The 14,068-nt window shown below is 68.6% G+C and carries 10 protein-coding genes; all 10 read left to right on the top strand.

The features are described 5' to 3' along the window. Positions 1-91: 91 nt before the first annotated feature. From pdhA to addA, 10 genes are read left to right on the top strand one after another with little or no spacing between them, the layout of a single operon-like run. Complete coding sequence (pdhA, locus tag E7773_RS07115) at positions 92-1,126, top strand: pyruvate dehydrogenase (acetyl-transferring) E1 component subunit alpha (protein WP_293989859.1); 1,035 nt, start codon at positions 92-94, stop codon at positions 1,124-1,126. After that, positions 1,126-2,517: a pyruvate dehydrogenase complex E1 component subunit beta gene (locus tag E7773_RS07110; RefSeq protein ID WP_293989858.1), complete on the top strand. Its 1,392-nt coding sequence runs from the start codon at positions 1,126-1,128 to the stop codon at positions 2,515-2,517. Before pdhA ends, E7773_RS07110 begins: the two co-directional genes overlap by 1 nt. Positions 2,518-2,542: 25 nt before the next feature. Next, complete coding sequence (locus tag E7773_RS07105; RefSeq protein WP_293989857.1) at positions 2,543-4,885, top strand: PAS domain-containing sensor histidine kinase; 2,343 nt, start codon at positions 2,543-2,545, stop codon at positions 4,883-4,885. 48 nt (positions 4,886-4,933) lie between these two features. After that, positions 4,934-5,188, top strand: a complete 255-nt coding sequence (locus E7773_RS07100; protein WP_293989856.1) for a type II toxin-antitoxin system CcdA family antitoxin — start codon at positions 4,934-4,936, stop codon at positions 5,186-5,188. After that, on the top strand, positions 5,188-5,487 hold the full coding sequence (locus E7773_RS07095) for a CcdB family protein (RefSeq protein WP_293989855.1): 300 nt from the start codon (positions 5,188-5,190) through the stop codon (positions 5,485-5,487). Before E7773_RS07100 ends, E7773_RS07095 begins: the two co-directional genes overlap by 1 nt. Then, positions 5,484-5,927, top strand: coding sequence for a tRNA (adenosine(37)-N6)-threonylcarbamoyltransferase complex ATPase subunit type 1 TsaE (tsaE, locus tag E7773_RS07090; RefSeq protein WP_293989854.1), 444 nt, complete (start codon positions 5,484-5,486; stop codon positions 5,925-5,927). The genes E7773_RS07095 and tsaE overlap by 4 nt, the downstream gene beginning before the upstream one ends. Further along, entirely contained in the window at positions 5,924-6,895 is a 972-nt protein-coding gene (locus E7773_RS07085; RefSeq protein ID WP_293990012.1) for a phosphotransferase, read from the top strand. The genes tsaE and E7773_RS07085 overlap by 4 nt, the downstream gene beginning before the upstream one ends. Next, entirely contained in the window at positions 6,892-7,653 is a 762-nt protein-coding gene (locus tag E7773_RS07080) for a nucleotidyltransferase family protein (protein WP_293989853.1), read from the top strand. Before E7773_RS07085 ends, E7773_RS07080 begins: the two co-directional genes overlap by 4 nt. Further along, positions 7,646-10,612, top strand: coding sequence for a double-strand break repair protein AddB (addB, locus tag E7773_RS07075; protein ID WP_293989852.1), 2,967 nt, complete (start codon positions 7,646-7,648; stop codon positions 10,610-10,612). Before E7773_RS07080 ends, addB begins: the two co-directional genes overlap by 8 nt. Next, positions 10,605-14,018 (top strand): double-strand break repair helicase AddA, encoded by a 3,414-nt coding sequence (gene addA / locus E7773_RS07070; RefSeq protein WP_293989851.1) that lies wholly within the window; start codon positions 10,605-10,607, stop codon positions 14,016-14,018. The genes addB and addA overlap by 8 nt, the downstream gene beginning before the upstream one ends. Positions 14,019-14,068 lie beyond the last annotated feature (50 nt).

The following is a 14,068-nucleotide window of genomic DNA, read 5'->3' as shown; positions in this document are numbered from 1 at the left end:
TTGCTTCACTATGCCGCAGCGCAAGATTGAAACCCGCCGCGCAACCGGCCTATAGCGCCCGCTTTCTCCCCTACGGAAACGAGGTTTCCCCTTGGCCAAGAAGCCGTCAGCACCGCCCGCCACGCCCAACCGCCCGCGCCCCGACGAGCCGCAGCCGTACAAGGCGTCGAAGGCGGAGTTGCTCGAATTCTACAAGCAGATGCTGTTGATCCGGCGCTTCGAGGAGAAGGCGGGGCAGCTCTATGGGCTCGGGCTGATCGGCGGGTTCTGCCACCTCTATATCGGGCAGGAAGCCGTCGCGGTGGGTCTGCAGTCGGCGCTGACCGAGAAGGACAGCGTGATCACCGGCTATCGCGATCACGGCCATATGCTCCTCTGTAACATCCCGCCCAAGGACGTGATGGCCGAGCTGACCGGCCGCGCCGCGGGGATTTCGAAGGGCAAGGGCGGCTCGATGCACATGTTCAGCGTCGAGCATAAATTCTACGGCGGGCACGGCATCGTCGGCGCGCAGGTAAGCCTGGGGACGGGACTCGCGTTCAGCCACAAGTACAGCGAGGACGGCGGCGTCTGCCTCGCCTATTTCGGCGATGGTGCTGCGAACCAGGGCCAGGTCTACGAATCGTTCAACATGGCCGAGCTGTGGAAGCTGCCGATCATCTATGTGATCGAAAACAATCAGTATGCGATGGGCACCAGCGTCAACCGCGCGAGCGCCGAGGACCAGCTGTATCGCCGCGGCGAATCTTTCCGCATCCCGGGCATTCAGGTCGACGGGATGGACGTGTTGGCCTGCCGCGGCGCCGCCGAGGAAGCGCTGGCGTGGGTGCGCGCGGGCAAGGGGCCGCTGATCCTCGAAATGAAGACCTATCGCTATCGCGGCCACTCGATGTCCGATCCGGCGAAATACCGCTCGCGTGACGAAGTGCAGGCGGTGCGCGACAAGTCCGATCCGATCGAGCACGCCAAGAAATTGCTCGAGGAGATGGGCGTCAAGGAGGAAGAGCTGAAAGCCGCCGAGCAGGAAATCCGCAAGCAGGTCAACGAAGCGGCGGACTTCGCCGAACAGACCCCCGAGCCGGAGCCGGGTGAGCTGTATACCGACGTGCTGGTGGAGTCGTACTGATGGCCGTAGAGATCAAGATGCCGGCGCTGTCGCCCACGATGGAAGAGGGCACGCTCGCCAAGTGGCTCGTCAAGGAGGGCGACACCGTCCGCTCGGGCGACATCATGGCCGAGATCGAGACCGACAAGGCGACGATGGAGTTCGAGGCAGTCGACGAAGGGACGATCGGCAAGATCCTGGTCGCTGAGGGCACGGACAATGTGAAGGTCGGGACCGTGATCGCGGTGCTCGACGGCGAGGGCGAGGAGACGCCCGCGCCGGCGCCAGCGCAAGAGCCCGCGACCGAGCAAAAGGCGGCAGAGTCCGAAGCGCCCGAGCCTAAGCTTGTCGAGACCGGCGCGCGGCAGATGTTCGAAGCGGCGAAGCATGACGCCGAGGTCGCCGACCCGGCGATTCCGGCGGGCACCGAGATGGTCAAGATCACGCTCCGCGAGGCGTTGCGCGACGCGATGGCCGAGGAAATGCGCCGCGACCCCCGCGTGTTCGTAATGGGCGAGGAAGTCGCGCAGTACCAGGGCGCGTACAAGGTGACGCAGGGCTTGCTCGACGAATTCGGCGACAAGCGCGTGATCGACACGCCGATCACCGAATATGGCTTTGCCGGGGTCGGCACGGGGGCGGCGATGGGCGGCCTGCGCCCGATCGTCGAATTCATGACGTTCAACTTCGCGATGCAGGCGATCGACCACATCATCAATTCGGCGGCCAAGACCAATTACATGTCGGGCGGCCAGATGCGTTGCCCGATCGTGTTCCGCGGCCCCAATGGCGCGGCGAGCCGTGTCGGCGCGCAGCACTCGCAGAACTATGGCCCGTGGTACGCGAGCGTCCCCGGATTGATCGTGATTGCGCCCTACGATGCGGCGGATGCCAAGGGACTGATGAAGGCGGCGATCCGCACCGAGGACCCAGTCGTCTTCCTCGAGAACGAACTGCTCTACGGCCGCACGTTCGAAATTCCGGCGATCGACGATTACGTGCTCCCGATCGGCAAGGCGCGGATCATGCGCGAGGGCAAGGACGTGACGATCGTCAGCTACTCGATCGGCGTCGGGGTCAGCCTGGAAGCCGCCGACGAACTGGCCAAGGAAGGGATCGAGGCGGAAGTCGTCGACCTGCGCACGCTGCGCCCGCTCGACAAGGCAACGGTGCTCAAGAGCCTCGCCAAGACCAACCGCATCGTCGTCGCGGAAGAAGGCTGGCCGACCTGTTCGATCGCCTCCGAAATCGCGGCGTTCGTGATGGAGGAGGGGTTCGACGATCTCGACGCGCCGGTGCTGCGCGTGACCGATGAAGACGTGCCGCTGCCTTATGCGGCGAACCTGGAGAAACTCGCGCTGATTTCCGCCGACAAGGTGGTGAGCACGGTCAAGAAGGTGTGCTACCGCTGATCCGAACGCAGTTCGGTTAAGGGAGGTGGCGCTGTCCACTGGCGCGCTAGGATTGGTCGGGGCGGCGCTCGCGCTGGCGATCGTCGGCGCGTGCTGGGTGCTGTACACCGGGTTGCGCGCCAAGGCCGCGGCGGGCGCGACGGCGGTCGGCAACGAAAAGCTGTCCGCGCTGCTCGCGTCCGGCCCGGCGCTGGCGATGGTGGTGCGCGCCGACGGACGGCTCGAATTGCCCGATCGGCTGGCCGACTGGATCGGTTTGTCGCCGCCGCCGCGTTTCCTCGACGACATGGTCACGCCGGGTGCCGGGCTGACCAGCGAGGATGCCGCCGCGCTAAGCGAAGCGGTAACCGCGGCGCAAAAAGCGGGCGAGCCGTTCGCGCTAGCGATCCGGCCGCAGGGATCCGGGCGCACGCTGACCGCGCGTGGCCAGCGCGCGCCGCAATCGGTCGGTGCGCCGGGCAGGGTGGTCGTGTGGTTCTTCGACGCGACCGAAAGCCAGGCGCAGATTGGCCAGCTGCTCGGCGAGACCGCGCAGCTGACCGATGCCTTTGCCGCGCTGAAGGGACTGATCGAGGCCGCGCCCTTGCCGATGTGGTATCGCGGCCCCGACATGCGGCTGGCGATGGTCAATTCGGCCTATGTCCGCGCGGTCGAGGGGCAGGATGCGCGCGACGTCGTGGCGCGCGGGGTTGAGCTGATCGAGGGGTCGGGCGCGGGCGGGCCGCTGGCCGGCGCGGTCAAGGCGCGCGACAGCGATCGCCCGGCGACCGCGACCTTGCCAGCGACGATCAACGGCGCACGGCGGATGCTGCGCGTCCACGATGTGCCGTTGCCGACCCCGCCCGGCGGCGTCGCCGGGTTCGCGATCGATGTCGACGAGCTCGAACAGGCGCGCGGCGGGATCAAGCGCTTCGCCGAGGCGCAGCGCGCGATGCTCGACCGGCTGTCGGCGGGCGTTGCGCAATTCGCCGCCGACCGCTCGCTCAGCTTCTGCAACCAGCCGTTCCAGCGCATGTTCGCGATGCGCGGCGAATGGCTTGCCGACCGCCCCGAGTTCGACCGCGTGCTCGAAAGGATGCGCGAGGCGAACCGCTTACCCGAAGTGCGCGATTTTCCGGGGTGGAAGGCGGAGCGGCGCGACTGGTTCCTCGCTGCGACCGGCGCGATCGAGGAAAGCTGGACGCTCCCCGGCGGCACGCATTTGCGCGTGGTTGGGCATCCATTGCCCGACGGCGGGTTGGTGCTGATCTTCGAGGACCGCACCGAACAGGTCCAGCTCGCCAGCGCGCGCGACACCTTGCTGCGCGTCCGCACCGCGACGTTCGACAATCTGTTCGAGGCGCTCGGCGTGTTCGCCGGCGACGGGCGGTTGCAGATCTGGAACGACAAGTTCCGCAAGCTGTGGGGGTTCGACGAGGAATTCCTCGCGACGCACCCGCGCGTCGACACGCTGGTCGATCGCGGATCGGCGATGCTCGCGCAGCCGAGCCGGGCGCCGGTGATCGCCGAACTGGTGCGCTCCGCCGCGGTCGGACGAACGCAACGCGCGGGCCGCGTCGCCTTCGCCGACGGCCGCCATTTCGAATTCGCCGGGGTGCCGCTGCCCGACGGCAACGCGCTGTTCACGATGCTCGACATCTCCGACAGCCGCCGCGCCGAGCAGGCGCTGCGCGACCGCAACGAAGCGCTGGAGGCGGCCGACCGGGTCAAGACCGCGTTTGTCGCCAATATGAGCTACGAGCTGCGTACCCCGCTCACCTCGATCCAGGGCTTCGCCGAGATGATGGGCGAGGGCTATGCGGGCAAATTGTCCAAACAGGCCGACGGCTATGTCGACGCGATCCTCGAATCGGTCGCGCGCCTGTCGGCGCTGGTCGACGACGTGCTGGCGCTGACCGAGGGTGAGCAGAAGGTCGAACGCGAAGACGTCGATATCGAGGGCATCGCCCATGCAGCGGCGGAGACGGTGTCGCACTCAGCCAAGCAGAAAAATCTCGATTTCGCGATCGAGATCGCGCCGTCGACCGGAATGGTGAAGGGCGACGCGAAGAAACTGCGCGAGATGATCGAGCATCTGCTGCGCCACGCCGTCGCCGGGGCCGGGCAGGGTGGTCGCGTGCTGCTCCACACCGACGGTGACGCGGCGCGCGCGCGCGTGGTCGTGTCCGACGATGGTGCCGGGATGGACCAGGCCGCCGTGGACCGCGCGTTCGACAGCTTCGCCGAACCGACCGTGCAGGACGACAGCCGCGCGCTCGGGCTCGGCCTGCCGCTCGCCAAGCAATTCGCCGAGGCACACGGCGGGACGATTCAGCTGCTGTCGGAGCCCGGCGCGGGGACGCTGATCACGGTGGATTTGCCGCGATAGTTGATGTCGACAAATAATGCGCATATGAAATGCGCATAGGAGTTGCCCATGCCCCGATCGCGTGTTCGCGAAGAAACGGCGCCGTTTCGTCGGCCAACCAACGTGTCGCTGGACGCCGCCTTGGTTGAACAGGCGCGAGAATTGGGCATCAACGTGTCGCGCGCCTGCGAAGATGGCCTGTCCGATGTCGTCCGGGCTGAACGTCGTCGTCGCTGGATCGAAGAGAACCGCGAGGCGATGGAGGCGTCCAACGCCTATGTCGCCGAAAATGGCTTGCCTCTCGCCAAGTACCGTATGTTCTGATGGCGCGGTTCGACGTGCATCGCGATCGCGATGGATCGCTGTTGCTCGACGTGCAAACCGATTCGTTGCCCTACCTGGCGATACGGCTGATGGTTCCGCTGTTCGCGATCGAGGTGGCGCCGCATCCGCTTATCGCGACCCTCAATCCGGTGTTTCAGTTTGCCGGTGGGGAAGTCGCGATGATGACGCAATATGCCGGGGCGGTGCCGCAGAAGGTATTGGGTCCGGTATTGGGATCACTGGCGGCCGAAGCTTGCGCGATCGGCCGCGCGCTAGACATGCTGATCACCGGGATATGATCGACCTTGCGAACGCCGCCGCGACCGAGACATTCGGCCGACGCCTTGCCGAGATCGTCCGGCCGGGTGACGTCGTGACGCTGTCCGGACCGCTCGGCGCGGGCAAGACGAGCATTGCACGTGGGCTGCTCGCCGCACTTGGGCTGGCGGGCGAGGCGCCGTCGCCGACCTTCGCGATCGTCCAGCCCTACGCGCCGCCCGAAACGCGGCTGCCGGTGATGCACGTCGATCTGTATCGGATCGAGCATCCCGACGAGATCGAGGAGCTCGGGCTCGACGACGCGCGGGCCGAGTCGGTGCTGGTCGTCGAATGGCCCGAGCGTGCCCCCGGTCGCTGGCCCGAAGCGCTGGCGTTGAGCCTGGATTTCGCAGCAGACGGCGGACGCGCCTTGACAGCTTCGGTCTCGGCGGCATGGGAGGGCCGATGGCCCCTGACATGAACCCGCCGGCGGGCGCCGCCGCTTTTCTCGATGGTCTGGGATGGGGCGATGCCGACGTGCTGCCGCTCGCGGGCGACGCCTCGTTCCGGCGCTATTTTCGCGTTGCCGACCACGCCCGCAGCGCGATCCTGATGGACGCGCCGCCGCCGCATGAGGATCCCAAGCCGTTTCTCGACGTCGCCAAATGGCTAACGTCGCGCGGTTTTCCGGCGCCGGCGATCTACGGCACCGATCTGACGCAGGGTCTCGTCCTGCTCGAAGATTTCGGCGACGCGCGGATGCGCGAGACGGTCGATGCCGCGCCCGAATCGCTGCTGCGGCTGTACGAAGCGGCGGTCGATATCCTGATCCGGCTGCGCGACGAACCGGCGGGGCCGTGGAAGCCATACGACCGCAACGAATTGCACCGCGAGGCCGATCTGCTGGTCGAATGGTATTGCCCGGCGGTCGGGCTCGACGTGAGCCTCGACGAATACCATGCCGCGTGGGACGCCGTGTTCGACATCGCGCTGGCAGAGAGACCGGTGACGGTGCTGCGCGACTATCACGCCGAAAACCTGATGTTGATCGGCGTGACCGAAGCGCTCGGCCTGCTCGATTTCCAGGACGCGGCGGCGGGGCATCCGGCGTACGACCTCGTATCCCTGCTCCAGGACGCGCGGCGCGATGTCGAGCCGGCGATCGAGGCGGCGATGCTCGACCGCTATCGCCGGATCACCGGCGCAGGCGACGAGTTCGACGCGGCGTATCACCTGCTCGGCGCGCAGCGGAACGCGAAGATCGTCGGGATATTTACACGGCTGTGGCAGCGCGACGGCAAGCCGCGTTACCCGGCGCTGTGCCCGCGCGTGTGGCGCTATCTCAACGCCGATCTGCGGCATCCGGCGCTCGCCCCGGTCAAGGCGTGGTTCGACAGCAACATCCCGCCCGACAAGCGCGGCGACCCGATGGAGATTTCGGGCGCATGAATGCGAAGCGCACGCTGTCGATCCGTCCCGATCCCGGCGGCGCGGTGCCCGAAACCGCGATGGTGATGGCGGCGGGGCTGGGCAAGCGGATGCGCCCGCTGACCGCGACACGCCCCAAGCCGTTGATCCCCGTGGCGGGCAAGGCGTTGCTCGACCACGTCTTCGATCGGCTGCGCGCCGCCGGAATCAAGCGCGCGGTGGTCAATGTCCATTACCTCGCCGACGCGCTGGAGGCGCACCTCAAGGCGCACGTGAACGACATCGAGATCGTCGTATCCGACGAGCGTGACCGCTTGATGGAAACGGGCGGCGGGCTAGTAAAGGCGCGTAAGCTCATCGGTGATGAGCCGTTCGTGTGCGTCAACGCCGACAATCTGTGGGTCGATGGACCCGCCGACACGATCAAGCTGCTGGCGTCGCGCTGGGATGATGCGACGATGGACGCGCTGTTGCTGGTCGTGCCCTATGCCCGCGCGCACAACCATCCCGGGCGCGGCGATTTCCACCTCGACGCGCGGGGCAAGATCACCGGTCGCCGCAAGCCCGGCCGCGTCGCGCCGTTCGTCTATACCGGGGTCCAGATCCTGTCGCCGCGCGTGATCCGCGATTGGCCCGAAGGGCCGTTTTCAACGATGCTGTTCTGGGAACGCGCGATAGCGGCAGGGCGGGCTTATGCGTTCGTCCATCAGGGATTGTGGTTCGACGTCGGCTCGCCGCCCGCCATCGCCAAGACCGAAGCCATCCTGATCGATGCCTGAGCGCGGCCTCGCGCTTTTCACCATTCCCGCGCAGCGCGCGTTCGCGGACTCGCTCGTGGCGGGCCTGATGAAGCGGTACGGCGGTGATCCGCTGCGGCTGGCGCGCGGGATGGTGTTGCTGCCCAACAATCGCGGACGGCGCGCGGTGCAGGACGCGTTCGTGCGCGCGAGCGAGGGCGGGCTGTTGTTGCCGCGACTGGTGACGATCGGCGACCCGTCGCTCGACGAGGCAGCGGCGGCGATGCTCGATCCGGCCGACGACGCGGCGCCGCTGCCGCCAGCGGTATCGCCGCTCGCGCGGCGGATGATCCTGGCGCGCTTGGTCGGCGAGGCGCGCGCGCGGGCGGGTGAACCGGTAACCGCGGACGAGGCGGTGCGGCTCGCCGGGGCGCTGGCGCTGACGCTCGATCAGTTGCTGGTAGAAGGCGTCGAGGCGCGTGACCTGCGCACTATCGAGCTGACCGAGACGCTGTCCGCGCATTGGGACAAGGCGCGCGAATTGTTCGAACTGGTGATCGACCGCTGGCCCGCCGAGCTCGCGCGGATTGGCGCGATCGATGCGGCGGACCGGCGCGCGAAGATGCTCAAGCGGCTGGCGGAGCGGTGGAAGGACGCGCCGCCGGCGGGGTTTGTTTGTGCCGCGGGGATCAGCGATCCCGCGCCGGCCGTGGCCGGGCTGCTGCGCCGGGTCGCGGAACTCGCCGAGGGAAGTGTGGTGTTCCAGGATCTCGCGCTCGAAATGCCCGACGAGGAATGGGATGCGCTGGGCCCGCACAGGCCCGACCCCGACACCGGGCTGCGCAAGCGATCGATCGAAACCCACCCGCAGTTCCAGCTCAAGCTCCTCCTCGATCGGGTCGGCGCGGGACGAGCCGAGGTGCGGCAGTGGCCGGCCGGGTCGGGCCACGATGCCTCGCTCGCGCGCGGCCGCGCGATCATGAACGCGCTGGCCCCGGCCGATTTCACGGGCAAGTGGACGACGCTCGACGCCGATCGGCGGCGGCTGGCGGGGATTAGGGCGGTCGAGCTGGCTACCGCCGCCGACGAGGCGCAAGCTATCGCGCTCGCGCTGCGCGAAGCGCTGGAGACGCCGGGGCGAACCGCCGCGCTCGTTACGCCCGACCGCGCGCTGGCCGAGCGAGTCGCGGCGCATTGCGCACGCTGGGGGATCGCGATCGACGACACCGCCGGACGCCCGCTGGCGACGCGACCGCCGGGGACGCTGCTGACGGTGCTGGCGGAGGCGGCGGCGCAGGATTTCGCGCCGCAGGCGCTGCTCGCGTTGCTCAAGCATCCGCTCGTGCAGAACGGCCCGCCGCGCACGTTGTGGCTCGATGGCGTCCGCGCGCTCGACCGCGCGCTCAGGGGACCGCGCCCCGCGCCGGGGCTCGTCGGGATCGATGCGCATTTGCGCGAGGGCGACGAGCGCGAAGCGCAGATCCGCGCGGCGGCACTGTTGGCGTGGCCTGACGTCCGCGCGCTGCTCGAACCGATCGCGCAGTGCTTCGGTGACGGCGCGCAGCCGCTCGCGGCGATGATCGCGACGCTGCGCGAGACGGCGCAGGCATTGTGCGGCGACCTGTTGTGGGCCGGTCCGGCGGGGCGCGCAGCGGCGGAATTGCTCACCGAGCTCGAGGCGGAGGCGGCGAATGGCCCGCCCGTTGCCGATCCGGCGAGCGTCGCGCCGTTGCTCCGCACGCTGATGGAGGAGACCGCCGTCCGCCCGCCGCAGGGCGGGCATCCGCGACTAGCGATCTACGGCTTGATCGAGGCGCGGTTGCAGACCGCCGAGCTGATGATCCTGGGCGGGCTCAACGAAGGCACGTGGCCCGCGATTGCGCAGCCCGATCCGTGGCTCGCGCCCCGCATCCGCGCCGAACTGGGGCTGCCGGGGCTGGAGCGCAACATCGGCGTTGCGGCGCACGATTTCGCCAATGCGCTCGGGGCGCCGCAGGTGCTGATCACGCGCGCGCGGCGCGACGGGCGGTCGCCGACCTTGGCATCGCGCTTTTGGCTGCGGCTGGAGGCGCTGGCGGGCGAGCGGTTCGACTATGCGCACGATTATGCCGATTGGGCGGCCGCGATCGACGATCCGGGCGAGCACCTCCCCGCCGACCGCCCTGCGCCGTCGCCCAGGGTCGAGGACCGCCCACACCGCATTTCGGTGACCGAGGTCGATACGCTCAAGGCCGACCCGTTCGCCTTTTACGCGCGCAAGGTGCTCAAGGTATCGCCGATCGACCCGGTCGACGCCGATCCGAGTCCGGCGTGGCGCGGCAATCAGGTGCATGCGATCCTGCAGGACTGGTTCGAGCAGGACGGCGGCGCGCCAGCCGCGCTGCGGCCGCGCTGCGAGAAACTGCTGACCGATCCGCGCACGCACCCGATGATTCGCGCGTTGTGGGGCCCGCGGTTGCGCGAGGCGATCGATTGGGTCGCGAGCGAGGTCGAGGCACGGAGCGACGAACGCACCATCCTGGCAGTCGAAGGGCGCGGGACACTTGAGCTGTTCGGGGTCGAACTCACCGGGCGGTTCGATCGCATCGACCGGCAGCACGACGGCAGTCTGGTGGTGGTCGACTACAAGACCGGCCAGCCGCCCAGCATCGCCGCGGTGCGCGAAGGGTTCAGCCTGCAACTCGGGCTGCTCGGCCTGATCGCCGAGCGCGGAAAGTTCGCTGGCGTCACTGGCACCGCAAGCGGGTTCGAATATTGGTCGCTCGCGCGCAATTACCGCACCGGCACGTTCGGCTATGTCGATAGCCCGTGCGACCCGAAGAAGCGCGACCCGATCCCGGCGGAGGAGTTCGTCGCCCGCGCGACGCGCAATTTCGAAGGTGCCGCGGCCAAATGGCTGACCGGCGCCGAGCCGTTCACCGCCAAGCTGCGCCCCGAATACGCGCCGTTCGGCGATTACGACCAATTGATGCGCCGCGACGAATGGTACGGGCGTGAGTAAGGCGGCGGGCAACCTCCCGACGCTGGTCGATGAGCAGGCGCGAGCGAGCAATCCGGGCGCGCACGTCTGGCTATCGGCATCGGCGGGGACGGGCAAGACGCAGGTGCTGGCGGCGCGCGTCTATCGTTTGCTGCTCGGCGGGACCGACCCGGGGGCGATCCTGTGCCTGACCTTCACCAAGGCCGGCGCGGCGGAAATGGCGGGGCGGATTAACGCGCGTCTGGCGGCGTGGGTGCGCGCGAGCGAGGCCGACCTCGGCGCCGACCTAATCGCGCTGGGCGAGGAGCCGACGCGCGAGCGGATCGCGCGGGCGCGGACATTGTTCGCCAAGGTGCTCGACGCGCCAGGCGGGGGCTTGCGTATCCAGACGATCCACGGTTTCTGCCAGTCGCTGCTCGCCGCATTCCCTGTCGAGGCTGGGCTGGTGCCCGGTTTCCGCCCGCTCGAAGCGCGCGAGGAAGCGCAGTTGGCGCACGAGGCGCTGGCGGGGATGCTGGTCGATGCCGAGCGCGAGGGACGCACCGGTCCGACCGCGGCAATTGGTGCGCTCAGCAAGGCGCTGGGCGAGGGCGGGGCGGAAGGGTTCCTCCACGCGTGTGCCAAGGCGCCGGACGCGCTCGCCGCGTTGCCGATGGGCGAGGGGGTGCAGCCGTATATCCGCCGGGCGCTCGGCCTGCCGAGCGGCGATATCGAGGCGGTGATCGCGGAAGGGTGCGCGGCGATCGACGAGGAGGGGTTGCGCGTCCTCCACGATTTCAACCTCGGCTGGGCGACCAAAGGCGGGTTGGAGCGCGCCGGGCTGATCCGCGACTGGATCGAATTGCCGTCGCCCGAGCGCGTCGCCGGACTCGAAACGCTCCACCGCGTCTGGGCCAAGGCCGACGGCGACATTCGATCGTTCGGCAAGGGACAGGCGCCGCAAGACCCCGACTACGCGCTGACCGCGACCTTCTTCTACGACGAATGCGCCGCCTTGCTCGCGCTGCGCACGCGGGCCGCCTATGCCGACCTGCTTGCCCAAAGCCTCATCGTCGGGCGCGATTATGCCGAGGCGTATCGCAGCGCCAAGCGCCGCGCGGGAGCCGTCGATTTCGACGATCTGATCCGCGCGACGGTCGATCTGCTCGGCCAGCCCGGGATGGGCGAGTGGGTGCGGTACAAGCTCGATCAGGCGACCGATCACGTCCTGATCGACGAGGCGCAGGACACCAATCTGAAGCAGTGGCAGATCGTCAACGCGGTGGTGGAGGATTTCTTCGCCGGCGCGGGCGCGAAGGACCGCAAGGTGCGCACGCTGTTCACCGTCGGCGACCACAAGCAGGCGATCTTCGGGTTCCAAGGCACCGACCCGATCTTCTTCAGCGCCGCCGAGCAGTCGTTCCGCCGGCGCGCCGACGTGTACAGCGACCTGCCCGAGGTCGATCCGATCGCGTTCGAGCAACTGTCGCTGACCGCCTCGTTCCGCTCGACCGCCCCGATTCTCGAATTCGTCGATGCGGCGATCGGCGCGATGCCGGCGGGCGGGATGGGCGACGTCGCGCTCGAAACGCATGTCAGCAGGGTCGCGGGGCCGGGGCAGGTCAATCTGTGGTCGCCGACGCTGGCGGATGAGGGCGCCGAGGAAGCCGAAGAGGGATGGGTGCCCGATGCCGTTCGCGCGCACGCGACGCGGATCGCGCGGCAGGTCAAGACGTGGCTCGACCAGCCGGTAATGCTGGAGAGCAAGGGGCGGCCGCTGCGGCCCGAGGATGTGATGATCCTGGTCAAGCGGCGCAGCGAGCTCGCCTCGCTGATCGTCGCGCGCTTGTATGCGGAGGGTGTGCCGGTCGCCGGCGTCGACCGCTTGCGGTTGACCGCGCCGCTCGCGGTGCAGGACCTGCTCGCCGCGATCCGCTTCGTGCTCCAGCCGCAGGACGATCTGTCGCTCGCCAGCCTGCTCGTCTCGCCGTTGATCGGGTGGACCCAGGACGAGTTAATGCACGCCGCGATGAAGCGGCGCGGCGGGTTGTGGCAGCACCTTCAGGCGACGCAGCCGACGGAGCGGCTCGAGCCGTTGCTCGCGATGCTACGCCGAGCCGATTTCACCACGCCGTACGTGTTTCTGGAGGAAATGCTGACCGGCCCGCTCGACGGGCGGCGCAAGCTGTTGCGGCGGCTGGGTCAGGAAGCGCGCGACCCGATCGACGAACTGCTCAACGCCGCGCTGGAATTCGAACGCGTCGCGATCCCCTCGCTACAACGCTTCCTCGACTGGTTCGACCGCGGCGATGTCGAGATCGTGCGCGACCCGTCGGCGCCGCTCGATGCGGTGCGGGTGATGACGGTGCATGGCGCCAAGGGTTTGCAGGCGCCGCTGGTGATCCTCGCCGATGCCACCGCCGATCCCGAGGCGCGGCCGCGGTCGACGATGGAATGGGAGATCGCGGAAGGCGTCAAACTGCCGATCTTCCGCCCCAAAAAGGATCAGCGGTCGGGGCCGCTGGCCGAGGCGATCGAGACGGCGGACGCGCGCGAACTCGCCGAGCATTGGCGGTTGTTCTACGTCGCCGCGACGCGCGCGGAGGAACGGCTGGAAATCGCCGGGGCGCTCGGCTCGCGGGCGAATGGCGTGCCGTCAGACAATAGCTGGTATGCAGTCGCCGATGCAGCGCTGACGGCGCTGGGGGCGGGCGAAACACCTGATGCGCGACGGTCGTTCGTCGGCAGCGACCCGCAGCCGCCTGTTGCGGCTAAAGCCGAAAGCACGGTCGTCACCGCGCGCGCAGACTTGCCCGACTGGGCGCGCCAAGCAGCACCCGTCGAGGCACGCCCGCCACGCCCGCTCGCGCCCTCGTCGATCGGTGAGGACGACGTGCCCGATCCGCCGCCCAGCGCCGCTATGCGGGCCGCCGCCGAGCGCGGGCGGCTGGTCCACGCGCTGTTCGAGCGGCTCCCATCGGTGGCGATCGACCATCGCATGACGGCGGCGGATCGCTGGCTGGCGACGGTCGGGGGCGTGACCGATCCCGCCGCGCGCGGCGACATATCCAAAACGGTTTGCGGCATCATCGCCCATCCGATGCACGCCGCGCTGTTCGGGCCGGACTCGCTCGGTGAGGCGCCGATTTCCGCGGTCGTCCCCGGCGGCCACGTCATTGCCGGCACCGTCGACCGCTTGCTGGTCGAGCCGAGCCGCGTCCGCGTGGTCGATTTCAAGACCGGTCGCCGCGTACCGCTCACGCTCGACGAAGTGCCCGTTTTCCACCTGCGCCAAATGGCCGCCTATGCCGAGGCTCTCGCCGTCGTCTTCCCCGGCCGCACGATCGAGGCGGCGTTGCTCTACACCGCCGCGCCCCGGCTGTTCGATCTGCCGTTCGACTTGCTCGCCGCGCACAAGCCGGGCTTTGCCGCGGCGGAGCAAAGCTAGGGCGAAGACCGTTGAGCAACCGCGACACCGCCCCTACATTCGCGGGCAAA

The organism is Sphingomonas sp. (assembly GCF_004799495.1).
GTDB lineage: Bacteria > Pseudomonadota > Alphaproteobacteria > Sphingomonadales > Sphingomonadaceae > Sphingomonas.
This window is presented reverse-complemented; position numbering and strand designations above follow the sequence as displayed.